The 25365-nt window shown below is 30.8% G+C and carries 24 protein-coding genes; 8 read left to right on the plus strand and 16 right to left on the minus strand.

Translation table 11 applies throughout. From position 1 onward, the window contains the following. The coding region (locus OIO11_RS03520) for a transposase (protein ID WP_268069984.1) at window positions 1–584 on the minus strand (584 nt) is incomplete at its 3' end. A gap of 161 nt (window positions 585–745) precedes the next feature. Between OIO11_RS03520 and OIO11_RS03525 the strand changes: the two genes are divergently transcribed. Beyond that, complete coding sequence (locus OIO11_RS03525; RefSeq protein WP_268069985.1) at window positions 746–1981, plus strand: NAD(P)/FAD-dependent oxidoreductase; 1236 nt, start codon at window positions 746–748, stop codon at window positions 1979–1981. 104 nt (window positions 1982–2085) lie between these two features. On the opposite strand, the gene OIO11_RS03530 is transcribed toward OIO11_RS03525, so the two are convergent. The 4 genes from OIO11_RS03530 to OIO11_RS03545 form a co-directional block, all read right to left on the minus strand. After that, window positions 2086–2838: an acyl-[acyl-carrier-protein] thioesterase gene (locus OIO11_RS03530; protein WP_268069986.1), complete on the minus strand. Its 753-nt coding sequence runs from the start codon at window positions 2836–2838 to the stop codon at window positions 2086–2088. A 78-nt stretch (window positions 2839–2916) separates the two neighbouring features. After that, on the minus strand, window positions 2917–3108 hold the full coding sequence (locus OIO11_RS03535) for a DUF1858 domain-containing protein (RefSeq protein WP_268069987.1): 192 nt from the start codon (window positions 3106–3108) through the stop codon (window positions 2917–2919). Between the two features lie 95 nt (window positions 3109–3203). After that, window positions 3204–4487, minus strand: a complete 1284-nt coding sequence (locus OIO11_RS03540; RefSeq protein WP_268069988.1) for an adenylosuccinate synthase — start codon at window positions 4485–4487, stop codon at window positions 3204–3206. A 76-nt stretch (window positions 4488–4563) separates the two neighbouring features. Beyond that, a complete protein-coding gene (locus OIO11_RS03545; protein WP_268070017.1) occupies window positions 4564–5973 on the minus strand; it encodes an NAD(P)/FAD-dependent oxidoreductase in 1410 nt (469 codons plus the stop codon). A gap of 243 nt (window positions 5974–6216) precedes the next feature. Here OIO11_RS03545 and pgsA point away from each other — a divergent pair, with 243 nt between their 5' ends. After that, a complete protein-coding gene (pgsA, locus tag OIO11_RS03550) occupies window positions 6217–6729 on the plus strand; it encodes a CDP-diacylglycerol--glycerol-3-phosphate 3-phosphatidyltransferase (RefSeq protein ID WP_268069989.1) in 513 nt (170 codons plus the stop codon). A gap of 83 nt (window positions 6730–6812) precedes the next feature. Here pgsA and proC read toward each other — a convergent pair whose 3' ends face one another. Next, entirely contained in the window at window positions 6813–7619 is an 807-nt protein-coding gene (gene proC, locus OIO11_RS03555; RefSeq protein ID WP_268069990.1) for a pyrroline-5-carboxylate reductase, read from the minus strand. Window positions 7620–8022: 403 nt separating this feature from the next. Between proC and proB the strand changes: the two genes are divergently transcribed. Next, window positions 8023–9156, plus strand: a complete 1134-nt coding sequence (gene proB / locus OIO11_RS03560; RefSeq protein WP_268069991.1) for a glutamate 5-kinase — start codon at window positions 8023–8025, stop codon at window positions 9154–9156. A 15-nt stretch (window positions 9157–9171) separates the two neighbouring features. After that, window positions 9172–10425 (plus strand): glutamate-5-semialdehyde dehydrogenase, encoded by a 1254-nt coding sequence (locus OIO11_RS03565; protein ID WP_268069992.1) that lies wholly within the window; start codon window positions 9172–9174, stop codon window positions 10423–10425. Window positions 10426–10496: 71 nt separating this feature from the next. On the opposite strand, the gene OIO11_RS03570 is transcribed toward OIO11_RS03565, so the two are convergent. From OIO11_RS03570 to OIO11_RS03595, 6 genes are all read right to left on the minus strand, one after another. Further along, window positions 10497–10709, minus strand: coding sequence for a DUF3006 domain-containing protein (locus OIO11_RS03570; RefSeq protein ID WP_268069993.1), 213 nt, complete (start codon window positions 10707–10709; stop codon window positions 10497–10499). A gap of 29 nt (window positions 10710–10738) precedes the next feature. Further along, on the minus strand, window positions 10739–11224 hold the full coding sequence (locus OIO11_RS03575) for a bactofilin family protein (protein ID WP_268069994.1): 486 nt from the start codon (window positions 11222–11224) through the stop codon (window positions 10739–10741). 79 nt (window positions 11225–11303) lie between these two features. Further along, window positions 11304–12743 (minus strand): flotillin family protein, encoded by a 1440-nt coding sequence (locus tag OIO11_RS03580; RefSeq protein ID WP_268069995.1) that lies wholly within the window; start codon window positions 12741–12743, stop codon window positions 11304–11306. A gap of 1 nt (window position 12744) precedes the next feature. Continuing rightward, window positions 12745–13389: an NfeD family protein gene (locus OIO11_RS03585; protein ID WP_268069996.1), complete on the minus strand. Its 645-nt coding sequence runs from the start codon at window positions 13387–13389 to the stop codon at window positions 12745–12747. Between the two features lie 169 nt (window positions 13390–13558). After that, window positions 13559–14545, minus strand: coding sequence for a biotin--[acetyl-CoA-carboxylase] ligase (locus OIO11_RS03590; protein WP_268069997.1), 987 nt, complete (start codon window positions 14543–14545; stop codon window positions 13559–13561). 42 nt (window positions 14546–14587) lie between these two features. Beyond that, window positions 14588–15361 carry a 3'-5' exonuclease gene (locus tag OIO11_RS03595; RefSeq protein WP_268069998.1) on the minus strand — a complete coding sequence of 258 codons (774 nt, stop codon included), beginning with the start codon at window positions 15359–15361 and terminating at the stop codon, window positions 14588–14590. A 361-nt stretch (window positions 15362–15722) separates the two neighbouring features. Between OIO11_RS03595 and OIO11_RS03600 the strand changes: the two genes are divergently transcribed. Beyond that, the gene (locus OIO11_RS03600) at window positions 15723–16118 is read left to right on the plus strand and encodes a CoA-binding protein (protein WP_268069999.1); all 396 of its coding nucleotides are present in this window, start codon (window positions 15723–15725) and stop codon (window positions 16116–16118) included. Between the two features lie 62 nt (window positions 16119–16180). Here the strand turns inward: OIO11_RS03600 and OIO11_RS03605 are convergent, their stop codons facing one another. Beyond that, a complete protein-coding gene (locus OIO11_RS03605) occupies window positions 16181–17536 on the minus strand; it encodes a short-chain fatty acid transporter (RefSeq protein ID WP_268070000.1) in 1356 nt (451 codons plus the stop codon). Window positions 17537–17904: 368 nt separating this feature from the next. On the opposite strand from OIO11_RS03605, the gene OIO11_RS03610 reads away from it, so the two are divergent. Beyond that, window positions 17905–18846, plus strand: a complete 942-nt coding sequence (locus OIO11_RS03610; protein ID WP_268070001.1) for a 3-hydroxyacyl-CoA dehydrogenase family protein — start codon at window positions 17905–17907, stop codon at window positions 18844–18846. A 115-nt stretch (window positions 18847–18961) separates the two neighbouring features. Beyond that, window positions 18962–19735: an EFR1 family ferrodoxin gene (locus tag OIO11_RS03615; RefSeq protein WP_268070002.1), complete on the plus strand. Its 774-nt coding sequence runs from the start codon at window positions 18962–18964 to the stop codon at window positions 19733–19735. 140 nt (window positions 19736–19875) lie between these two features. On the opposite strand, the gene thrC is transcribed toward OIO11_RS03615, so the two are convergent. The 3 genes from thrC to OIO11_RS03630 all read right to left on the minus strand — a co-directional run bounded on the left by thrC (window position 19876) and on the right by OIO11_RS03630 (window position 23246). After that, a complete protein-coding gene (gene thrC / locus OIO11_RS03620) occupies window positions 19876–21366 on the minus strand; it encodes a threonine synthase (protein WP_268070003.1) in 1491 nt (496 codons plus the stop codon). A 46-nt stretch (window positions 21367–21412) separates the two neighbouring features. Beyond that, complete coding sequence (locus OIO11_RS03625; RefSeq protein ID WP_268070004.1) at window positions 21413–22708, minus strand: homoserine dehydrogenase; 1296 nt, start codon at window positions 22706–22708, stop codon at window positions 21413–21415. Between the two features lie 340 nt (window positions 22709–23048). Continuing rightward, the gene (locus OIO11_RS03630) at window positions 23049–23246 is read right to left on the minus strand and encodes a cold shock domain-containing protein (protein ID WP_268070005.1); all 198 of its coding nucleotides are present in this window, start codon (window positions 23244–23246) and stop codon (window positions 23049–23051) included. 396 nt (window positions 23247–23642) lie between these two features. On the opposite strand from OIO11_RS03630, the gene OIO11_RS03635 reads away from it, so the two are divergent. Beyond that, complete coding sequence (locus OIO11_RS03635) at window positions 23643–24752, plus strand: DEAD/DEAH box helicase (RefSeq protein ID WP_268070006.1); 1110 nt, start codon at window positions 23643–23645, stop codon at window positions 24750–24752. The last annotated feature ends 613 nt before the right edge of the window (window positions 24753–25365 follow it).

The raw sequence follows: 25365 nt of genomic DNA on the forward strand, positions 1-25365 counted from the left end.
AAACTTTTTTTATTTTTGGCTTTAGCATAAGCTTTCTGTCTATTAATTTCGGATACCAGTGTTTTTGGATTATTTTCTTTAACTCTTGGTTTTAAGCCAGAAGTATCATATATAAGCATAGAATTAAGACTTTTATAGGGAGAATTATCTGGAAGATCATTATTAATTTCTTCACAGATATTAATAACTTTAGGAACCATGGAATCAAATAAATTAGCAATATCAGTTTCAAAGGTAGTTTTAAATCTACTAAAAAAAGACTCATCTGGTACCGAATTATAGAAGCCACAAAATTCTCTTATTTCAGTAGAAAATACAAGAAATAGATTTAACAATACGGCAGTAGGTATATGAAAAATTTGCATTAAAATTAGAGCTGATAATACAGAAGAAAGTGCATATTCTCTATTTCTGCCTAAATCGGCATAATAATGTTCTGTAAAAGAACTAGGAATAAAGCTTTCAATATCAAAATTGTCAGAAAGCAAAGTTATGAACCCTACGGGTTGCTTTGAAGCCAAAGCTTTTAAATCAGATACCTGTTCAAAAAAATTAAGTTGTTTATTTTTATTAAGGCAAAACATGTTTGTTCTCCTCCTCTGTGGTGTTTGGTTTTATGTGGTGTAATTCTATTATGTCGCAGTGGAGGAAAATATAAAAGCCTAACGGCTTAAAAGTTAGGCAAATCAATGCTTGTGGAATTCTGCAAGCGACTACACATACTTATATGCAAGGAGAGATCGTGGTGAAACATGAACTTATAATAATTGGTGCGGGAGCTTCAGGCATTACAGCTGCCATAACTGCAAAAAATTCTGGTATAGATGTTGCTTTGCTAGAAGTGAACAATAGAATTGGGAAAAAAATATTAACTACAGGTAATGGAAGATGTAATATAACTAATATATATAGTAAACTTGAAAGATATCATAGTGATAATCAAAACTTTTTTAAACCAGTTCTAAATGCTTTTACTGTTACAGACACTATAAATTTCTTTAAAGAGCTGGGTTTACCTCTAATAACCTTAGAAGAAGGAAAAATGTATCCTATGTCCTTACAAGCTTCTTCTGTTTTGGATATATTAAGAGCTTCTTTAGAAGAAAAACAAATCCCTGTTTATTTAGAAACAAAGGTTACTGATATAACTGCTTATAAAAAAGGTTTTAAAATTATAACTACTACGCAAGAAGAATATGAGTGTGAAAAATTATTACTTTGCTGTGGTGGAAAATCCGCCCCTAAAACTGGCTCAGATGGTTCAGGATTTAATTTAGCTAAAAAACTAGGTCACAGTATCATTGAACCTCTTCCTGCTCTTGTGCAGCTAAAATTAAGCTATAAAAAACTAAAGTCATTGTCTGGCGTAAAATTCGACGGCACAGCTGAAGTTTTTGTTGATAATGTACCTTTAAGAAAAGAATTTGGAGAAATACTTTTTACTGACTATGGTATATCAGGCCCTCCTATTCTTCAGCTAAGCAGAACAGCCTCCTCTGCTTTGTCAAAAGATAAAAAATCATTTTTAAAATTAGATATGATGCCTAATCTATCTTTAAAAGAATTAGAAGAGTTTTTAGAAACTCACTGGGGCATATTTGGATATAGAAGTATTCATGATTCTTTTGTAGGAATTATAAATAAAAAGATTATACCAATTCTTTTAAAAGAAAGTGGTATAGATAATATACATAAATCCTGCTGGGAACTGGAATGGGATGAAAAAAAGAATATTTACAGCCTGTTAAAAGAATGGAAATTTGAAATTACCGGAACAAACGGATTCAATAACGCTCAGGTAACTGCTGGAGGAATAAATACAGAGGAAGTAAATTCCCAAACCTTACAGTCTAAAATACTTCATAACCTTTATTTTGCAGGTGAAATACTAGATGTAGATGGTGACTGCGGTGGCTTTAACCTTCAATGGGCATGGGCTTCTGGGGTTATCTCTGCTAAAAATGCAGCTAAAAAAAGATAAACTTAAACTCAAACCTAAACCTATAAAATTTGGCATACATTTATAGGTTTAGGTTTAATAACTTTACACTCATTAAAATATATAATAGCCAAAGTGTTAAATTTTTAAATCTTATTTTTTCTCCAAACTGTATGTCCTAAAGTAAGTTCTTCTTCATCCTTTACTATTTGGTGAATAAATACTATTTCATCTTCACTTTCATTTCTTTGAGTTAATACTTTTATATTTTCACCGTACTTAGTTTCTTTTTTATAGGTTATTTTTATATTTACCAATGTATAGTTTAAAACTACATCCTTAGGAATACTTTCAATCATCCATGCAGCATATTTTTCATTATTTACATGCCCGTTTGTATCTATATCGCTGTATCTAACTTTAAATAGAATTTCATTATCTATTCTCTGTATTTTGTCTATATTTTCGATTTTTAAACTTTCACCAGCATTATTTTCTAATCCATACGCTTTAACAAGTTCTTCGTTAACCCTTATAGGTCTTTTATTTTTAATATCTATCAACATCCATACAGAATTTGCCTCAGCTATAGTTTTACCCTCAGCATCCAATATATAAAATTTCCTATAAGCATAGAATTTTCTCAAAGAATAAGGTAGAGTTCTAACTTTTATCTTATCTCCAATTTTAGGATATTCTTTTATGGTTATATCCCATTTATACAATATCCAAGCCATATTTCTTTCTAATAAATAATCTAACCCTACTCCTAATTCTTCACTCTGATATATAGCAACATCATTAAAATAATCAATTAAACTTGTCATAAGTGCTTTTTTCTTATAATTAACTTCATAAAAATGTATCTCATATTCTTTTTCAGTTAACACTCTACTCATAATAAATCTCCTTGTTAAAATATAAAACACTACAATTTATTAAAATAAACTGTAGTGTTTTATATTTACTTTCTAAAATTAAATACCTTTATTTAATTCTTCTAATAACTTTTCAATATCCATTCCATGAACCATAGCTGCTTCTTCAAGAGTTTCTCCTTGTGCAGATGGGCATCCAACACATCCCATACCAAAGCTCATTAAGACTTCAGGACTATTAGCAAAATTTCTAACTATTTCTCCTATTGTCATATCCTTTGTTATTTTCATTATAGTCACCTCATTCCTCTTTATAACATCAACATATCAAGATTATACCAAAATAATATTAATTAATAAAGGTTATTCATGAATTATACTTGATATTATAGTTCATCTACCATCATAGTCTGGTCTCTTTTTGGTCCTACTGAAACTATAGAAATCTTAGTTTCAGTAAATTCTTCTATTCTCTTTAAGTATTTCTTCGCATTTTCTGGAAGTTCATCGTAACTTCTAGCATCAGCTATACTTTCATCCCATCCTTCGAACTCTTCATAAATAGGTTCACATTTAGCTAAATCTTCAAGACTTGCTGGGAAGTAATCTATAACCTTATCCTCGAATTTATATCCAGTACAAACCTTTAATTTTTCTATGCCTGCAAGTGTGTCTATTTTTGTTACTGCAAAGCTTGTAAGACCTGAAATTCTTGCTGAGCTTTTTAGTATTACAAGGTCAAGCCATCCGCATCTTCTTGCTCTTCCTGTTGTTACTCCATATTCGTGACCTTTTTCTCTTATTAATTCTCCCATTTCATCCTCAAGCTCTGTTGGGAAAGGTCCTTTACCTACTCTTGTAGTATAAGCCTTTGCTATACCTACTGCACTATTTATCATAGTAGGTCCAATTCCTGCACCTGTACAAACCCCACCTGATATAGTGTTTGATGAAGTAACATATGGATATGTTCCATAGTCTATATCAAGTAATGATCCTTGAGCTCCTTCAAATAGCACATTTTTATTAGCTTTTATTTCATCATAAATTTTTACAGATATATCTGCAACATAAGGTCTCATTCTTTCTGCATAGGCTAAATATTCATTATATATAGCTTCAAAATCTAAAGCTTCTCCACCATAAAGATTTATTAAATCATTTTTATCTTCTATATTCTTTCTAAGTTTTTCTTCAAAAACTTCTTTATGCATTAAATCACAAACTCTTATTCCGCTTCTTTCAGCTTTATCTGTATAACATGGTCCTATTCCTTTTTTTGTAGTTCCAATGTCATTTTTTCCTCTTGCTTGTTCCTTTAACCCATCTAATATTCTGTGATACGGCATTATAAGCTGTGCTCTATCACTTATTAAAAGTTTTTCCGGAGTAATCTTTTCTCCTAAATCCTCTAAGTAATCAATTTCTTCAAACATAGCTTTTGGATCTACAACAACACCATTTCCTATTATGTTTAATTTATTATCATATAATATTCCTGAAGGTATTAAATGCAGCTTATACTGTTTATCTCCAACTTCCACAGTATGTCCAGCATTATTTCCTCCTTGGAATCTAACAACCAAGTCTGCCTTCTCTGCAAGATAATCTGTCATCTTTCCTTTACCTTCGTCTCCCCATTGAGCTCCTAATACAACAAATGCTGACATAAAAAATTCCTCACTTTCACAATTAAATTACATAAACTTATCTATTTTCTTTAATTTTTTAACTTTTCTTTGTTTTTTATTCTTCTTTTTTTAAAATATCTCTTGCAACTATAACACCAGTAACTGAAGCCTGCATTAATCCTCTTGTAATACCTGCTCCGTCTCCTATTGTATAAAGATTTTGTATCTCAGTTTCAAAGTTATCATTAGTATCAAACTTACTTGAGTAGAATTTAACCTCTACACCATATAGAAGAGTGTTTTTACTGTAAAGTCCTGGAGCTATTTTGTCAAAGGCTTTAATAGCTTCAACAATTGATGTTAAATGTCTTTGAGGAAGAACAAAGCTTAAATCTCCTGGAACTGCTGACTTCAAAGTAGGTCTTGTAGTAGACTTTTTAAGTCTTTCCTCATCTGTTCTGCGTCCATTTAATAAATCCCCAAGTCTCTGTACCATTATAGGTCCACCAGTTAGCATATTTCCAAGCTGTGCAATATATTTACCATAGTCTATAGGTTGATTAAACGGTTCTGTAAATGTAGTAGATACAAGCATAGCAAAGTTTGTATTCTCAGTTCTAAGCTCTGCTTGAGAATAACTATGACCATTTACAACCGCAATTCTTCCATCATAATGCTCTTCTGATACAACTCCACCAGGATTCATACAGAAGGTTCTAACCTTATTATCAAATGTATCAGAATAATAAACAAGCTTTGCTTCATATAAATCCTTTGTTAAATGATCCATTATAGAATTAGGAACCTCTACTCTGACTCCTATATCAACAGCATTATTTTTTGTCTTCATACTATGTTTTTTAGCTTCCTTTGATAGCCATTCAGCACCGCCGCGGCCTGGAGCTATTATAATATACTTTCCTTTTATGTCTTTATTTCCATCTTTAGTATTTATTTTTATTCCAACTGCTTTTCCATCTTCTATTATTAATTCGTCTGCTTCACTTAACTCACTAAAGTCTGTTTTTGTATTTTCAATTAAATGATGATACATACCACTTAAAACATCATAAGCAAGTTCAGTTCCTAAATGTCTTACTGGACACTCAACTAAACGAATATTGTGCTTGCTTGCTTCATACTTGATTTCTTCTACTCTTTCATTATTTAAACCATGAATAGTTTCATTAGCTCCAAATTTCAAATAAATTTCATCACAATAATTTATTAATTCTTGAGCTTCTTCTTCTGAACGATATTCAAGTAATCTTCCACCAACTTCTGGGCTTAATGAAAGCTTACCATCTGAAAAAGCACCTGCGCCTGACCATCCGAATGTTATTCCGCATGGTTCACAATGTACACACTTCCCAGTGTCTCTTGCTGGACACTTTCTCTTTTCAATATTTCTTCCTTTATCTATTATTAAAATCTCCAATTGCGGATTTGATTTTGTCACTTCCAAGGCTGTGAATATTCCAGCTGGCCCTGCACCAACTATTATAATATCATAATTATTTTTCAACATTCATCCCCTCCCTATCAATAGTACCAAAGCTATATCCTTTAGTCAATAAAAAATACGAATATTTATCACCATGTTTTTTCTAAAATTCGTGTTTATATTATTGGCTTCATCATCTTTTGATATTATTATCTTTTACTCTCAATTTAAATATATACATGCATAAGAGCAAAATACTTCTATTATATTTTTGATGGCAAAGGGAATACTCATTATATAAGCTGTTTAAAGGTGGTAGATGATATGAGTATACCTAACATACTAACTTTAATGAGATTGTTTCTAATACCAATTTTTATTTTATTCTTTTTTTCTGGAACTGATACCAGTTTAACAAATGCTACTCTTGTTTTTTTATTAGCAGGTGTTACTGACGTTTTAGATGGCTTTATTGCCAGGAAATATAATCTTATAACAAAATGGGGAACAGTGTTGGATCCTTTAGCTGATAAACTAATGCTTTTAACTGTTCTAACCTGCTTAGTATTGAAAAATTTTATTCCTCCATGGGTTCTAATTATAATGACACTTAAAGAATTTCTAATGATAACGGCTGGCATAACATTATACAAAAAAGATATTGTAATGCCCGCTGATAGTTATGGTAAAATAGCTACTTTAGTTTTTTACTTAGCAATATTATATTTACCCTTCAACTCACTTTTCAGTAACTACTTAATATATTTAGCAGTTGGAAGCTCTATTTTTGCCTTTGCAAACTATCTAATGAAATATAGCAGAAGATATAAGGTATAAAATATTCTTCAATAAAAAAGTATAGATTAAATCTTTATATTAATTTAGTCTATACTTTTTATGTTTATATTATTTATCTTTTTTTATTTGTTCATATTCCTTGCTTTTTCAACACATTCTTCCATGGCTTCTATAACAGCTGATCTTAAACCATTTTTCTCTAAAGAATACACAGCTTCAATAGTTGTTCCTCCTGGTGAACACACATCATCCTTTAGCTGCCCAGGATGCTTTCCTGTTTCAAGTACCATTTTTGCTGAACCATAAACAGCTTGAGCTGCCATCTTATAAGCTTTCTGTCTTGGAAGTCCTTTAAGTACCGCCCCATCAGCCAATGCTTCAATGAACATATAAACATATGCCGGTGAAGATCCTGTAAGTGCTGTAACTACATCCATATATTGCTCTTCTACAACCTCAACCTTACCAAAGCATTTAAATATACCTATAATTTTTTTCTTTTCTTCCTCTGTTATAAGTTCATTTAGACACAGGGTACTCATACCTTCTCCAACCAACGCTGGTGTATTTGGCATAGTTCTAATGATTTTAACTCCTTTTTCGAAGTATTCTTCAGCCTTTGCTATAGTTATTCCTGCCGCAATAGTTACAATAATGGTATCCTGTTTAACCTGATTCTTTATTTCTCTTATAACATCTTTATACTTATTAGGTTTAACAGATAAAAATATTATATTTGAAAATCTCGCAACTTCTATATTGCTAGTTGTAATGTTGATATCTGTTTCCTTTTTTATTTCTATAAGTTTTCCTTCAGTAGGATTACTAGCTATTATGTATTGAGGACTAATTAAATCAGATTTAACTATTCCCCTTATCATAGCACTAGCCATATTACCGCATCCAATAAAACCTATTTTATTTTGCATAAACATACCTCCCATTTCATTGAATATACAAATATTTTTGTGATATAATTTGTTAAATTCATAATATAAGAAAATTGCGTGGCAATTTTCTTATATTCCCCAGTCACCAGTAACCAATCCCCAGTAAAAGAGGATTTTCTTCCTTAGGTAAGAAAATCTTAAAATAATAAAAGAGTATAGATTTTTTTAAAAGTTTTATTTAATCTTAACATCCTTCAGATCACATAAAGCATAAAAAAGATACTTTAAATTTAAAGATTTTCTGACACTAGGGAGAAAATCAACATTTCCTGGTGACTGGGAATTGGCGACTGGTTACTGGAATAAAATTGCATCGCACTTTTATTCTATTACACTATATTATCATAGAAAGGAGTAGACTGTATATCAGTCACACTTAAAAATGAACGCAAACAGAAAAGAACAACTGAAAGACGTAAAAAGAGTTGTTATAAAGGTTGGAACTTCAACTTTAACTTACCCAACTGGTCTGTTAAATTTAAGTCGTATAGAAAACCTAGTAAGACAACTTTCAGATATACACAATCGTGGAATAGAAGTTATTCTTGTTTCTTCTGGTGCAATTGGTGCTGGAATAGGTAAGCTTGGACTTAAGGAAAGACCTAAAACAATTCCACAAAAACAAGCTGCAGCTGCTGTAGGTCAAGGCATTCTCCTTCATATGTATGAAAAACTTTTTTCTGAATATGGAAAGATAGCTGCTCAAATACTTTTAACAAGAGATGACATATCCCACAGAACTCGTTTTTTAAATGCCACAAACACTTTCTATGCACTGCTTGAACAAGGTGTTATACCTATTGTAAATGAAAATGATGCTCTAGTTGTAGATGAAATAAAATTTGGTGATAATGATACTTTATCTGCAATGGTAGCAAGTCTTGTAAATGCTGATTTACTTATATTGTTAACTGATATAGATGGATTATACGATTCTAATCCAAAAACAAATCCAAATGCCCAATTTATTGATTATGTTGAAAATATAACTGATGAAATAATAGCTACGGCTGGTGATGCCGGAAGTTCTCTTGGTACTGGAGGAATGATAACAAAAATAAATGCTGGTAAAATCGCTACTTCCTCTGGTTCATCAATGATTATTGTTAATGGAGATGCTCCTAACGTTTTAAATGACATACTAGACGGAAAAGACATAGGTACTTTCTTCCAAGCAACTGAGCGTCCTCTTCAAGCTAAAAAGCATTGGATGGCTTTTGGAACTAAACCTAGCGGAAATATTGTAGTAGACAAGGGAGCCGAAAAAGCATTAATTGAAAATCACAAGAGCTTACTTCCTAAAGGAATTATAAGTATAAATGGAACTTTCTCAGAAGGTGAAGTAGTTTCTATATTAAATAATAATAATGAGGAAATAGGTCATGGAATTACAAACTATAATTCCTCAGATATTAATGTAATAAAAGGATTAGATTCTTGTGACATTGAAGAAAAACTTGGATATAAAAACTATGACGTTGTAATTCATGCAAATAATTTAGTAATGCTTAAATAATAGGAGGTAAAAAAAATGGATGCAAAACAACATGTAATTGAAAAAGCTACTCTTGCAAAAGAAGCTTTTCGTAAACTAGCAATTATTGATACTGTTACTAAAAACAAATCTCTAATTGCAATGGCTGATGCATTAATTGAAAATATGGATGTAATACTAGCAGCCAACTCAAAGGATATACAAAATGGAGAAGAAAAAGGTCTTTCAAAAGCTCTACTTGATAGACTTTTACTTGATGAAAAAAGAATTACTTCTATGGCTGAAGGACTAAGAGAAATTGCATTTCTTGATGATCCTATTGGTGAAGTAATTAAAATGTGGAAGCGACCAAATAATCTTCAAATAGGTCAAATCAGAGTTCCTCTAGGAGTTATAGGAATAATATATGAAGCTAGACCAAATGTTACTGTAGACGCTGCTGGACTTTGTATAAAGGCAGGTAATGCAGTAGTGTTAAGAGGTGGTTCTGAAGCCATAAACTCCAATACTACAATAGCTAAGATTATTTCTGATGCTGCTGAAAAAGCTGGTCTTCCTAAAGGTTCTATTAACCTTATTGAAACAACAGATAGAGAAGCTGCAAATGCAATGATGAAATTAAACGGCTATATAGATGTGCTTATACCAAGAGGTGGTGCTGGACTTATAAATGCAGTAGTTCAAAATTCTACTGTTCCAGTTATTGAAACAGGGGTTGGAAACTGTCACATATTTGTAGATGAGTCTGCCGATTTAGATAATGCAGTAGATATAGTAATAAATGCAAAAACTCAAAGACCTGCTGTATGTAATGCAATGGAAACACTACTTGTACACAAAAATATAGTAAAAGAGTTTCTTCCTAAACTATCAGCCAAACTAGAATCTTTAGGTGTAGAAATGAGAGGATGCCCTACTACTCAAAGCATTATATCAAATGCTAAACCAGCATCTGAAGAGGACTGGGCAACTGAATACCTAGATTTAATTTTAGCAGTAAGAACTGTTGATTCCATTGATGAAGCTTTAGAGCACATTTATAAATACGGAACTAAACATTCAGAAGCAATACTTACAAATAACTACGAAAATTCTCAAAGATTTTTAAATGAAGTAGATGCTGCTGCTGTATATATCAACGCATCTACCCGCTTCACAGATGGAAGTGAATTTGGTTTTGGTGCAGAAATTGGAATAAGCACTCAAAAGCTTCATGCAAGAGGTCCAATGGGACTTAAAGAACTTACTACAACTAAATATATTATTTACGGTCAAGGTCAAACTAGATAATATAAAAATTACAGTTTACAGTCTTCAGATATATTTATCTAAAACTGTAAACTGTAATTTTACATTATATACTATTCTTTAAATAAACCTTTGGTGAGTTCTTCCATTTCCTTTTTTCTTTTTTCAGTTTCCTCATAATTGATAGTTATTTTATCAGTTATATTGAGTACATCTCCTTCTTTTGCTTCTTTAGGCAATATATCTGCTTCTATATTTATCATAGTGCCCTCATCAAGTTCAATAACAGCATACTTTCCCTCAAATCTGTCTATTGTTCCAAGCATAAATATATTTCTCTCCTTATGTTTATTTATTAAATTTCTTCTTTATCAACTTCTTCTTTATCAGATTCTTCTTCAGCACTTTTTTCTAAGTAATCTTTGTCATTTTCTTCTTCAGTTATATCAATAACTTCAACTTTTTCTTCATGTACATTTGCCATAATACTTTTACCTTTAAATATTGCTCCTTCTTCTATTAATATGCTTTTAACTTCTATATCCCCTATCAGCCTCCCACTTGACTGAATCTCTAATAGTTCAAAGCACTTAATATTTCCTTCCACGGCACCTGCAATACTTACATTGGCTGAAGTTATATTACCTTTTACTATACCGCCTTTTTCAATTATAACATCTGCCTTTGAATATATATCACCTTTAAATCTACCTTCAACTTTTATGACCTCATTAGAGTCTATGTTCCCCTCCATATCCGTCTCTGGTCCCACTATTGTTGCTGTATTCATAATTTCTTCAGTCTTTGTTGTTTTACTATCTTTACTTGAAAAAAGTGCCATACTAATCCCCCTTTATTACTCAAACTAAAATACTCTTAATAATTAAATTATTTATAGTATTGATATTTTATTACTGTTATTAAGCTTTTTGTTCAAGTTTTTCTGGTATATCTTCTTCTGCTTTTACAATATTTAAATTATCTTTATTCTGATTTTCTACAGCACCTTTAAGATAACTTGGCAATTCCATACCTGCTGCATTAAATACATCTTCAAAAGGAGGTATTGATTTTAACATTCCTGAAAGGAAGTTAGCTGTTGTAGGTGTTCCATCACCATTTCCACCCATAGTATCCCAAACAGTAATCTTATCAATCTTAATATTCTTAATGGCTTCAACTTGAAGCTTAACAATTTCAGGTAATTTATCCGCAATCATAAGCATAACTGCATCTTTTGAATCATTTCCAGCCGCTTCAATAATTTTTTGGAATCCTTCCGCCTGTTTGCTCAATATTTCCATAGTACCTTGAGCTTGTGCCTGCATCTTGAATAATATGGCATCAGCTTCACCTTTTGCATGACGTCTAATTTTTTCTGCTTCTGCCTCAGCATCCAATTCTACTTTTTGTTTATCAGTTTCGGCTTTAACTATTATGTCTGCAACATTAGTAGCTCTTTCCTTATCAGCACGAGCATTTTCTGCTTCCTGTTCTGCTGAATATGCTTCTTGAAGGGCTTTTGCCGCTTGAACCTTTTCTGCAGCAATAGCTATTTTATCTGCTTCTGCTTGCTTTTCACGTCTTTCTGCTTCAGAATTTGCAATAGTAATTCTAGCCTGGTTTTCTCCTTCTATTGCCTCAGAATCTGCCTTAGATACTCTAACTCTTTCTTCTCTTTTAGCTTCTGCTTCACCTATAGCACCATCTCTATTTTTCTCTGCAACACTTTTCTTAGCATCGTTTATAGCTTTTGCTGCTGCTTCTTGCCCAAGGGCTTCAATATATCCAGACTCATCCTTGATATCTGTTACATTTACATTGATAAGCTTAAGACCAATCTTTTTAAGCTCTGCTTCAACATTTTGAGATACATTTTCTAAGAATTTATCTCTATCTGAGTTTATTTCTTCTATATCCATAGTAGCAATTACCAGTCTTAATTGTCCAAAAATAATATCCTTAGCAAGCTCTTGTATATCGTTTCTGGAAAGACCAAGAAGTCTCTCTGCTGCGTTGTTCATAATACCATCATCAGTAGAAATACCTACAGTAAATGTTGAAGGTACATCAACTCTTATGTTCTGCTTACTCAAAGCTTTAGTTAGATTCACCTCTATTGATATAGGTCTCAAATCAAGAAATTCACAACTCTGAATAACAGGTATTACAAAAGCTGCTCCACCATGAATACATTTTGCTGAACGGTTGCTCCCATCTTCATCTTTTCCTGTTTTACCATATATAACAAGAATTCTATCAGATGGACATCTTTTATATCTTGCAAATAAAGCTATTATTGTAATAAATATTGCAACCACTATTACTGCTATTACAATTATTGATGAAAAATCACCCATTTTATACATCTCCTTTATTATCATCTTCTAATGCTTTTACAACTAAAACATTCCCTTCAATACCAATAACCTTTATTTTAGTACCTGTCTTCAGTTCCCTCCCATAAGTAATTGCAGGTACCTCTTTTAATGAGCTTTGGAAAATTACCTGAATCTTTCCTCCTTCCTTTCCATTATCACGTACAGTCAGATATACTTCTCCCACTGCACCTATTGCATTTTTCAAATTAATATTTCCACTTTCAGTAAGCTTAAATATTAATTTATAAACACTACTTAATATAACTATTACTAATGCACCTAAGATTATTCCTAGTGCAATCGTTAGCATTTTACTGTAGCCATGTCTAACCCCCATTATTCCAGTCCATGAAAATATGGTGAAAAATATAATTATATTTCTCAATGTAATTAACTTTAACGGAACATTTGGGTCTAAATCCATATCTGTGTCTGCATCTATATCTACATCTGTATCTATATCGAAATCCATATCTATAGAATCACATATATCTGGAGTATCCACGCCGTTATCTAAACCAATAATTAACATACCCATTTGCAGTATGAATAAAGCAGTAAATGGAATTGCCAATGACCAAAAGAACTTTTCAAAATCTGAAATACCACTCCACCAAACCTCCATATCTTCACTCCCTTTTTAATCCTATAATTATATAAATATTTCTTACTCTTCAAGTTAATTACTAATATACGTTTTAATTGTATATGGATTTTATTACATATTCTACCTTTTTATATAACAAAAATCAAGCACCTTTGTTTAAAGTAACCAATAGTGCTTGATTTTTTTATTACACATATCCATTCATACCTCTAACAGAAATTTCCCCTGAAATAATCTCTTCCACTTTCCCATCCTCATACTGTACAATCAGCTTGCCATCTTTACTTAAATCTAAAACTTTTGCTTTTGTCTCTTTTTTTCTTTCAATTATCCTAACTTGTTTTCCAATTAGAATTGATTTTTTCCTGCAAATTTCTATAGATTTGTCAATTTTCCCTTCATTAATAAATTCATCATATAAATTCTCAAAATTATTTAAAACTTTACTGACTAATTCTTTCCTTTTTACATATTGTCCTTTTTCGATTTTAAGTGAAGAAGCTACATCTTTTATTGCCTCTGAGAACTCTTCTTTTTCTATATTTACATTTATACCTATTCCCATTATGACGTAATTCACTTTAGTTAATTCTCCACTCATTTCTGTTAAAATTCCGCATACTTTTTTTCCATTCATAACTATATCATTTGACCATTTTATTAAAGCCTCTATTCCCATATCTTTTGCTGCCATTACCACAGCTGCTGCTCCTATTTGAGTAACCTTTGATACTTTCATCGGGTCTATATCAGGTCTTAATATAATGGACATCCATATGCCTTTATATTTAGGTGATGTCCAATTTCGACCAAGCCTACCTCTTCCCATAGTTTGCTCTTCTGCTATAACTACTGTTCCCTCTTTGACTCCCTCTCTTGCCAACTTCTTAGCTTCATTGTTTGTAGAGTCTACAGAATCAAAATGTATTATATTGTTTCCTATATATTTAGTATTTAGATTATTCTTTATCTCTTCATAAGTAAGCAGGTCTGGGCAAGAAACTAACTTATATCCTTTTCTTGAAACAGATTCTATTTCATACCCCTCTTGTTTTATAGCATTTATATATTTCCATATAGCTGCACGGCTAACCCCTAAGCTTTCACTAATTTTTTGACCAGATACAAAAGTATTTTGATTTTCTTTAAGCAAATTTATTATTTGTTCCTTCATCATTATCCCCCTTAAAGCAGCTCTTGTAGAAAGTATAACACACTATCTTTCATTAGCATTATTCACAATTTGAAATTGATTTGTTTTTCCCATCATATAAGCCAGCTTGATTATTTCCTTTTCTTCTGTAGACATTTCTCTCTTAAACATTTTCTCAAATTGCTTGATTAATCTATATGTATCAATTTTTTTCTTTCCGTTATTAAGTGCCTTTAACTTCTTTCTTTTATGTGGATCATATGTATTGAATTTAATTGTTTCATTATAAATTTTTTTAAAAATTTCTGCTGTATAGTAAGCATCATTAAGTGCATCATGAAATTGTTCTTTAATGTCAATATTTAATAATTCTACTGCATTACGCAAACCAACATTAGTCCCTTTTGGACAATTAAGATATTTTGATGCATAAGACTGAATATTGATATATTCTTTAGGAATTAAGGATGTACATAATTCATGATATTCTATATTCCTAAATAATTCTTTCATATCTCCTACTCCCCACACACCAAAGACGTTTCTTTCCCCTTTAACAAACTCAATAAATTCTTCATAGATTTCATTAAAAGTTTTTGCAGTCTTTAATTGCTCTATTGTTATACCTGTAATTTCTTTTACAAAAGGGTGAATATCCGTATATATTTTAGGCTTTATTAGTCTATTTAAAGTTGAAATTATTTGAAAATCTTCATCAATCTTTACGGCACCTACCTGAATTATTTCAAAAGGACATTTTTTAATCGTTATATTTTTATTTCCTTTTTTGTAATTGTATCCTTGATTAAATTCTAAATCAAATATTATATAATTCATTTTCTTCACCCCTAAACTAAGTCCTATTATTTAGTATACCACTGGTTATCAAAAAAAAATTTATTATTTAATATTGAATACTTTTTATTCCCCTGGACATAATTGTTAATAGATACCCCATGGATATCTTGTTTTATTACTTTATTTAATCCCCCCCACAGCTTATAATAATGTACTTTTTAAGTTAAAGTTCGTTATTATAAGCTTTTTTAGTTATTTTCTATTTTGTTTATTTAAAAATATTCTCGATATTTATCAAGTATTGTATAATATTATATAAGAAAGCTATTTAATAAAATTAAGTTTTAAACCTAGTATTGGTACCTATTAACTAGTTACTATTGAAAATGGGAGGTATGTTATGAATATACGGGACTTTTTTAATTATGAAAATTGGGTAACCGTTGGTAAAGTTTCAGATCAATCGAAATTTGCATACAAAATATTAAAATCATTAGAAGCTGGCAAATTCAAAGTGGAAGGTGTAAATCCTAAAGATGACACTAATAAAATATATAAGTCATTATCAGACATTCCTTATAAAATTGATATAATCGATTTATGCATAAACCCCACTGAAGGTATAGAAATAGTTAAAGAAGCAAAAAAATTAAATATAGATAAGATATTGATACAACCTGGTGCAGAAAGTGAAGAAATACTGGATTACTGTAAATCTAACGGCATAGTGGCAATTCAAGGTTGTGCTCTTGTACAATTGTTAACTCATTTTAATGTTGATATAAATCAGTTTTAAAATTATCCTAATATAAAAACAAGGATGAACCACCCAGTTCATCCTTGTTTTTATATACTTTTCTATAACAACATCAATCCCAGAGCTATTACAACACCAGAACATAATAAATCAACTATGCAGAATCCCATGATATCTTTTGCACTAAGACCTGCAATACCTAATGCCGGTAAAGCCCAGAATGGTTGAATCATATTTGTCCAAGCATCTCCCCATGCAATAGCCATAGCTGTTTTGTGAGTAGCTACTCCTAAAGCAGCTCCAGCAGGCATCATTATAGGTGCTTGCACGGCCCATTGTCCACCACCTGATGGTACAAAGAAGTTTACAAGCCCTGCACTTAAAAATGTAAATAATGGAAATGTTGTTTTATTTGAAATTGCAACGAATCCAGTTGACATTGCTCCTGCAAGTGAAATATCAGTAGGACCTTTAACAGTCATCATACCCATAATTCCTGCGTAAAATGGGAATTGAAGAATGATTCCTGCAGTTCCTTTAGTAGCTTCCACTATAGCATTTAAGAATTTTTTTGGTGTTCCGTGAAGTATTATAGCTGCAAACAAGAAAATAAAGTTAACAATATCCAAATCAAGCTTAAATCCCTTTGTAGAAAAATAATAAACTATATATACTAATCCCATTGTACCTACAAGTAAAGATATTACTCTGCTGTTTTCAAGTCTGTCAGCAGGAGTCATATCAGCTAAAGATACTGTAGCTGCTTGTTCTTCATCGTCTATTAATAATTTTGGATCAATTAATACAGTATTTTCTTTACTAGGCATCATAGCTTTATTTACTAATGGAAGAATGATTAATAATATTAATAAAATTATTAAATTGTAACTTGAAAATAATGTTGCACTTGTTGATACAGGACTAGTTACAGCCCCTGAAGTTGCAACTGCCAAGTCTTTTCCACCTGAAGCCAGTTTAAGAGGTATAGATCCAGAAAGACCAGCATGCCATACCAAGAATCCTGAATAAGCTGATGCAATCAATAACCTATAGTCAACACCTTTAACTTCTTTTGCAATTTCTTTTGCAAATATAGCTCCAATTACAAGACCAAATCCCCAGTTTATCCAACAAGCAATAGTTGAAATAACAGTAACCAATACTATTGCTTGAGTTGCTCCCTTTGGTTTCTTAGCTAAAGCTTTAAGCCATCTTTTAAAAGAAGGAGCACTAGCTAAAGTATGCCCTGTAACAAGTACTAATGCCATTTGCATTGAAAAAGCAAGTAACTTCCAGAATCCATCACTCCAACCTATAATCATTCCTAAAGGTCCTTGATGAGTAATTGGCATTCCCAATATGAATACTACAAATGTTAAGATAACGGCAAATATAAATGGATCAGGTAAGTACCTTTGTACAATAGCTACACAACCCTGTGAAAATTTTTTTAACATATGATTCCATCTCCTTATCATACATTTATTTTAATATTTGTTTATTTTTACCATATATGGTTATGCTTATGTCGTATTATTGATTATATACTATTTTCTATCTAAAATCTATAAAAATATTCCTTTTTTTGTAATTTTTTTATATGTTGATTGCAAAACATTTCATTAAGATAATCATATTATTCAACAATAAATGTTTACTATTACATATTTTGGTTATATAATTATTGGTATAATTATATTTTTTTTCCAGCAAAATCGATTTTGTATTTTACCATAGTACATATTTAAAAGGAGGTGAAATCTGGTTTAAATACGGATATGACTTGTTTGTAAGTTGTTTTCGTAATCAATGAACCAGGAATCATATGGAAATTAAAAAAATTACTGTTCTTGGAGCAGGTACAATGGGACATGGCATTGCTCAGCTTTGTGCAGAATCTGGACTAAGTGTAAATATGTTCGACATATCAAGTGAAAACTTAAATAAAGGCTTTGAAAATATAAAAAAGAGCCTAAGTTTACTTATATCCAATGAAAAAATCACCAAATCTCAATATGAGGATATATTATCTAAAATCAGCTTATCAACCTCTTTAGAAAAAGCAGTAAAAGATGTTCAGCTAGTAGTAGAATGTGTTGCTGAAAAATTATCTATAAAACAAAGCGTATTTGGACAACTTGATTCACTATGCTCATCAGATGTCATCCTTGCAACCAACACTTCAGGCTTAAGTCCGTCAGATATTTCTAGAAATCTTAAACATCCTGAAAGAGTTGTTGTAGCTCACTTCTGGTGTCCAGCAGAATTAATTCCATTAGTCGAAGTAGTACCTGGAGAAAAAACTTCTTCTAAAACAATGGAAATCACTACTGAATGGATTAGACAAATAGGTAAACAGCCAGTTAAAATGAATAAAGAATGTCTTGGATTTATAGGAAATCGTCTTCAACTTGCACTTTTAAGAGAAGCTATCTATATAGTTGAACAAGGATGGGCAGATCCTGAAGAAGTTGATAAGGCTGTAGAGTTCGGTTTAGGTCGTCGTCTACCAGTTACTGGTCCATTAAGAAGTGCAGATCTTGGTGGTCTTGATATTTTCTACAATATATCTTCATACCTTTTCAAAGACCTATGTAACTCAACTGAAACATCTCAATACTTAAAAGAAAAAGTCGATGCTGGCAAATGTGGTGCTAAAACTGGTGAAGGAAACTATACATGGTCTCCAGAAGCAATTGACGATATAACAAAGAAAAGAACTGATCTTTTATTATATTTCCTTGAACAGGATAAATTGAACAAATAAACCGCTATATAATAAAATTTTCAAGCAATCTTATTATAGTCCCAATCTCCATCATAAAGAAATCTGAATTTTATTTCATATTTTTGAATATGAATAAATATAGCAATTTTTTAGGGTGAAATTTTTGAAAGGTTTGTTAATCTATTTTAGCGGGACTGGTAATAGTAAATTTATAGCAACTTGCATGAGAAATGTATTTGCAAAATATAACCATGAAGTAACTTTGTATTCAATAGAAGAAAACCTGAACATAGATTGGAATTCCTATGATTTCTTAGTTTTAGGCAGTCCTAAATACTATGAATACCCTCCATTATTTTTTATAAATTGGGTGAAAGATAATATTCCAACACTATCTAATCCTATTAACTGTATAATTTATTGTACTGGTACTGCACCAGTTGCCACAAGCTTTAAAAAACTTCAAAAAATTCTACAAGAAAAAAACTGTCCTGTTGTTACTACTAAAACTTTTCAAATGCCAAGCAATTATTTGTTAGGTGCTTTTGGTGATACTCAAAAAGAAAAATATAAGGTTTATTCCAAATGGAGCAGTGAAAGGGTATATTTACTGGTAGAGGATTTTTTAGATGGGATTTATAGCATAGAAAAAATAAATGGATTTATAGGGTTTCTATGCAAAAATGTAAGCTATTATTTGTGTAGCTATAATAAAAATAAGTGCAAACACTTCTCAATAAGCTCTGATTGTATTGAATGTAGACAGTGTGTAGATAACTGTCCAACCAATAACATTGAAATGATAGATAATAAAATTTCCTTTAAAAATAACTGTATTTTATGTACCAGATGTATAAATAATTGTCCCCAAAATGCAATTTTATACAAAGGTAAAAAGCCTAAGCAGTATAAATACACAGCTTCCTAAACTTTTAATAAGCTATTAAAACTAAAAAATAGAGTAAGTATATGCCACTTTTATACTTACTCTATTAATTTACATACATTTCAGTAAGATCTATTGCAATTATCAATGTTCAATAATTAACTTATTAAAAACTTAAACAATTACAAATTCAAAATTTCTCCAACCTTAAGCTTCATTTCATCCTTTTCACAAACTGTATTATGAAGAACTTCTCTTTCTTGTATATCCTTTATAGCTTTTGGTTCCTCTTCTTTTATCAGCTTGCTCATTTCCTTAACCAACTGAAAATCATTCAAATCACTGTGTTTAGAATCCAGAGAATTCATAACTGAATAAGGGAACTTATACGGACTTGCTGTTGAAGCAATAATAGCCTTAGTAGAATCATTAAATTCTTCTTTATATTTTTTATCAACACTATATGCTACTGCCGTATGAGTGTCTATTAAATAGTCATACTGTTTATGCACTTGATCTATAGCCTCTTTTGTATCTTCTTCTGAAGCAAAGTTCCCATAAAAATCTTTAAGCGCATTTTTCATAGTCTCATCTATTTCATAAATTCCTTCAGTCTGCAATTCATTCATCATCGTTTTCACTTTTGAAGCATCTTCTTCACTCAATAAGTATAATAGTCTCTCTAAATTACTTGAGATTAAAATATCCATAGATGGAGATATTGTTGTAAAAAATTCTCTATTTTTATCATATACTCCTTTATCCATAAAGTCGTATAGAACATTATTCTTATTTGATGCACATATAAGTTTATTTATAGGAATACCCATTTCCTTTGCATAATATGCTGCTAGTATATTTCCAAAGTTTCCTGTTGGAACAGTGACATTTATTTTTTCTCCATCTGTTATATCACCATTCTTATATAAATTTAAATAAGCCTTAAAGTAATATACTATTTGCGGTACAAGTCTTCCTATATTAATTGAGTTTGCAGAAGAAAACATGTAATTATTTTCTTCCAAAACCTTTGAAAATTCTTTATCAGTAAAGATTTGTTTAACTCCACTTTGTGCATCATCAAAGTTACCTTTAATTGCAACAACATAAGTATTATTTCCCTTATGAGTTATCATTTGCATTCTTTGAATCTCACTAACTCCTTCTTGTGGGAAAAATATAATAATCTTAATTCCTTCAATATCTGTAAATCCTTCTAATGCAGCTTTACCTGTATCACCAGATGTAGCAGTAAGTATAACAATCTCTTTATCTAACTTCTGTTTCTTCGCAGAAGTTGTTAATAAATATGGTAATATGGATAATGCCATGTCCTTAAAAGCAAGAGTAGGACCATGATATAACTCTAAGAAAAATACATCGCCTACTTTTTTTAATGGAGCTATTTCTTCTGTATCAAATTTATCATCATATGCCTTATCTATACATTGTTTTAATTCATCCTCAGTAAAATCAGTGAAAAACTTACTCATTACATAGTAAGCAAGTTCCTTATAATTCATCTCTGCTAAAACATTAAGTTCCTTATCTATTTTAGGTATCTCACTTGGAACAAAAAGACCTCCATCCTCTGCAATTCCTCTTAAAATTGCTTTAGATGCTTCTATTGTTTCTCCATTTCCTCGTGTACTTTTATAATAAATCTTTTTCACAGCGTTACATCCTTTCCTAATTGAAGTTATATTTAATTATGTTTTCCTAATTTGCCTCTCCATTTTCTACTCTTATAATGTTTTCTATTTTCCCAACGCTGGATAGTTCTTGTATCTCTAACATAGAGGCATTCATATTACCTTCTAATGTTTTATGTGTTACAAACACTAATGTAACATCTTCTTTAGCTTTACCCTTTTGAATTACTGATAAAACACTTACATTATTCTTTGCTAAAATAGTAGTTATTTCAGCTAGTACACCTGGCATATCTTTTACAGTAGCTCTTATATAATATTGAGTTTCTGTATTTTCCATATGACTAACTTTCTTAGCAGCAGGTTTTCTAACCTTTGTTTGCACAGTTTTTATTTCTAAATCATTCTTAAGAATAGAAACTATATCTCCAACTACTGCACTACCTGTTGGGAGGTCACCTGCACCTCTACCATACAGCATCAAGTCACCAACAGCATTTCCTTTAAGTAATATTGCATTAAAGGAATCATTAACATTTGCTAATGGATGTCTTTCTGGAATCATAGTAGGATGTACTCTTAGTTCTAAAACATTATCTATATCTTTTACAATTGCTAAAAGCTTTATTATATAACCAAACTCTTTTGCGTATTCAATATCTATAGGTTTTATATTGCAAATTCCTTCTCTATATATCAAACTGCTGTCAACCCTTGTTCCAAAAGCCAAAGAAGTCAATATTCCAAGCTTATAAACAGCATCATAAGCTTCTACGTCTGAAGTTGGGTCTGCTTCTGCATACCCCTTTTCTTGAGCTTCTTTTAGAGCAGTCTCAAAATCCATATTTTCTAAATACATCTTTGTTAAAATGTAATTTGTTGTTCCATTTATAATACCAACTATTTTTTCAATTTTATTAGCTGTCAAGCTATCATTTATTGCATGTAGTATAGGAATACCACCTGCAACACTAGCTTCGTATCTCAGCATTACGCCTTCTTTTTCTGCAGTTTCAATAAGTTCCTCACCTAAAGTAGCAATAGCAAGCTTGTTAGCAGTTACAACGTGCTTTTTAGCTTTCATTGCTCTTATCATATAATCCTTAGCTGGCTCAGTACCACCCATAACTTCTACAACAATCTTGATGCTTTCATCTTCGAATATTTCATCTGGGTTTGAAGTTAAAATTTCTCTTGGCACGTCTACAGCTCTTTTTTTGTCAGGATCTCTAACCAAGATTTTAGCTACCTCTACATCGCAACCTGACCTTTCTCTTATTTCCTCTCTATTATCATTTACAATCTGCCATACTCCTCCACCTACATTTCCTAATCCAAGTATAGCAATTTTCACCTTTTTCATATATTTGCCCCCTCTAAGATTGATAAATTATTTTGCCCCACAAATCATAAATCTATAATTAATATATTTATGATTTAAATCTTATTATACTTTTAATTTTGAAAATAATAAAGAGATTATAAATATTTTTCTGTATATTTAGACTTTTTGAAAACGTATAAATATAATATTCAACTATATAAGTAATATTATTAGTTCTTCATCTAGTATAATACTATAAAAATAAGTATTTTTTTAACTATGCACTATGTTTTGAGAATAGTTGAATCATATATTAAAGAATTTACAAAAAATAAAAAAACCTGAAGTTTATCTTCAGGTTTTTATTATTCTAATAAAATTAGATTACTGTAATGTTTTCAGCTTGAGGACCTTTAGCTCCATCAACAACGTCAAAACTTACTTTTTCGCCTTCTTCTAAAGTTTTGAATCCTTCTTTGTTGATTTGTGAAAAATGAGCGAATACGTCATTTCCTTCATCTGTAGTAATAAATCCAAATCCTTTGTCTCCGTTAAACCATTTTACTGTACCTGTCATATGTTCTTACCTCCGAAATTTTTATTCCTTTAATTCTTTGTAAAAATAAATCATCAATAAAAATTTCGAAATCTATGTATTTAAGTTATTCTTAATTGATACAATTTCAAAAATATTCATATAATAAATCATTTACTTCTGAATCAAGGTTCTATATAAGTATACACTATACAGAAAATAGTTCAAGTGTTTTTTTGTTATTATAATTTTATTATTAATTATTTTTGATACAATCAGTATTTTCTGAACAAACTAATATAAAATCAAACTTAATTCTATAACATTATATAGTTGATGTCTGTTTTTATTATATGGAAAGTATGATATACTTAGCTGGTTTATGTAAATAATGAAAATCTGTTCAAAATATATTTGAAAATTGAAAGGTGAATTATAATGATAAAATTTAAAGAACTAGAGCTTAGCGATGATATACTAAAAGTGCTGAAAGCTCAAGGCATCAGTGAACCAACTCCAATTCAAGAACAAAGTATAAGGTTCATAAAAGATGGTAATGATGTTATAGCTGAGGCACAGACTGGTACTGGAAAAACACTTGCATTTCTACTGCCAATGTTTGAGAATATGAATCCTAATATAGATACAATCCAAGGTTTAATCCTAACACCCACAAGAGAGCTTGCCATTCAAATAACTGAAGAAGCTATGAAGCTGAAAGAATCTAAAGATTTAAATATATTAGCTGCATACGGTGGTAAGGATATAGGTGCACAACTAAAAAAGCTTAAAGGTAACATTCATTTAGTAATTGCAACTCCAGGCAGACTTTTAGACCATCTTAACAGAGAATCAATTAATCTTGACCATTTGAAAACATTAGTATTGGATGAAGCTGACCAAATGCTTCTTATGGGATTTAAAAATGAGGCTGAATTGATTATAAAGCATACACCGAAAAAGCGTCAGACTCTTTGCTTTTCAGCAACAATGAACTCTCAAGTAAAAAAATTAGCCTATAAAAATATGAAAGACCCTAAACTAGTGGTAATAGAAAAAGAAGAAGTAACTCTTAAAAATATCGAACAAGTTTTAATAGAAACAACAGATAGAAGAAAACAAGAAGACTTATGTACAATTTTAGATGAAGAAAATCCATTTATGGCTATCATATTTTGTAGAACCCAAAGAAGAGCCGATAATCTTGAAGAAGCTCTTTATCAGAAGGGTTATAATTGTCAAAAGCTGCATGGTGGTTTAACTCAATCAAAGCGTGAAAGAGTAATGAAAGCCTTTAAAAAGACAGATATTCAGTATTTAATAGCTACTGATGTAGCGGCCAGAGGACTAGATATAACTGGGGTCAGCCATGTATTTAACTACGATATTCCAGAAAACGCTGAAAGCTATATACACCGTATAGGTAGAACTGGAAGAGCTGGTGAAAAAGGATATACTTTTCTATTTGCAGCTCCAAAAGATAAAAACATTTTAGACGCAATAGAAAAGGAAATTAATTTTAAAATTCCTAGAAGGATTTTGAAGTAGTTTTACAACTTCTTTACAATTTGTAGATAGTTATTATAAATACCAATTGTATACTTTAATTGTAGCGAGGGGATATGAAATAAATTAGTAAATTATATCTCCTAATAAATAACGAAAAACAACGATATAAAATAAATTAATGTTACAATTAGAGGAGGAAATTATTATGAAATCAAAAAGAATAGCATCTTTAGTTTTACTTACTGCAATGGCATTAGGAGGAACAAAAGCTTTTGCACAAGTATCTCAAGATACAATGTTAAAAAACAAGTTAATGACTGAGAAAGTAGCTGTGCAATTAAATGAGAAGAGCACAAAAACATCTGAAGAAAAAGCTGTTAATGCATTTGAAAAATATCTTGATATTAAAGTAGAAAGTAAAGATTTAAAAGCTACAACAATAGAACAAGGTGGACAAAAATATTTCTTAGTAACAAATAAAAATATTAGTGAAGATAAAATAAGCTATACAGCTTTAATAGATACTAAAACAAATAAAGTACTTGAGCTTGAATCTTATGATAAGACAGCTAAAGGAAATACTAAAGAATTTAATATTGAAGAAGCTAAAGGAAAAGCACTTGATTTTATCAAGAAAAACAATTTAGCAGAT

This window comes from Clostridium sp. ZS2-4, assembly GCF_026719745.1.
Lineage (GTDB): Bacteria > Bacillota > Clostridia > Clostridiales > Clostridiaceae > Clostridium_H.

Coding starts and splice junctions, on each gene's coding strand:
- OIO11_RS03530 (WP_268069986.1), bottom strand. CDS start 2,838: ATGAGTAGAGTGTTAACTGAAAAAGAATATGAGATACATTTTTATGAA.
- OIO11_RS03535 (WP_268069987.1), bottom strand. CDS start 3,108: ATGAAAATAACAAAGGATATGACAATAGGAGAAATAGTTAGAAATTTT.
- OIO11_RS03540 (WP_268069988.1), bottom strand. CDS start 4,487: ATGTCAGCATTTGTTGTATTAGGAGCTCAATGGGGAGACGAAGGTAAA.
- pgsA (WP_268069989.1), top strand. CDS start 6,217: ATGAGTATACCTAACATACTAACTTTAATGAGATTGTTTCTAATACCA.
- proC (WP_268069990.1), bottom strand. CDS start 7,619: ATGCAAAATAAAATAGGTTTTATTGGATGCGGTAATATGGCTAGTGCT.
- proB (WP_268069991.1), top strand. CDS start 8,023: ATGAACGCAAACAGAAAAGAACAACTGAAAGACGTAAAAAGAGTTGTT.
- OIO11_RS03565 (WP_268069992.1), top strand. CDS start 9,172: ATGGATGCAAAACAACATGTAATTGAAAAAGCTACTCTTGCAAAAGAA.
- OIO11_RS03570 (WP_268069993.1), bottom strand. CDS start 10,709: ATGCTTGGAACAATAGACAGATTTGAGGGAAAGTATGCTGTTATTGAA.
- OIO11_RS03575 (WP_268069994.1), bottom strand. CDS start 11,224: ATGGCACTTTTTTCAAGTAAAGATAGTAAAACAACAAAGACTGAAGAA.
- OIO11_RS03580 (WP_268069995.1), bottom strand. CDS start 12,743: ATGGGTGATTTTTCATCAATAATTGTAATAGCAGTAATAGTGGTTGCA.
- OIO11_RS03585 (WP_268069996.1), bottom strand. CDS start 13,389: ATGGAGGTTTGGTGGAGTGGTATTTCAGATTTTGAAAAGTTCTTTTGG.
- OIO11_RS03590 (WP_268069997.1), bottom strand. CDS start 14,545: ATGAAGGAACAAATAATAAATTTGCTTAAAGAAAATCAAAATACTTTT.
- OIO11_RS03595 (WP_268069998.1), bottom strand. CDS start 15,361: ATGAATTATATAATATTTGATTTAGAATTTAATCAAGGATACAATTAC.
- OIO11_RS03600 (WP_268069999.1), top strand. CDS start 15,723: ATGAATATACGGGACTTTTTTAATTATGAAAATTGGGTAACCGTTGGT.
- OIO11_RS03605 (WP_268070000.1), bottom strand. CDS start 17,536: ATGTTAAAAAAATTTTCACAGGGTTGTGTAGCTATTGTACAAAGGTAC.
- OIO11_RS03610 (WP_268070001.1), top strand. CDS start 17,905: ATGGAAATTAAAAAAATTACTGTTCTTGGAGCAGGTACAATGGGACAT.
- OIO11_RS03625 (WP_268070004.1), bottom strand. CDS start 22,708: ATGAAAAAGGTGAAAATTGCTATACTTGGATTAGGAAATGTAGGTGGA.
- OIO11_RS03630 (WP_268070005.1), bottom strand. CDS start 23,246: ATGACAGGTACAGTAAAATGGTTTAACGGAGACAAAGGATTTGGATTT.
- OIO11_RS03635 (WP_268070006.1), top strand. CDS start 23,643: ATGATAAAATTTAAAGAACTAGAGCTTAGCGATGATATACTAAAAGTG.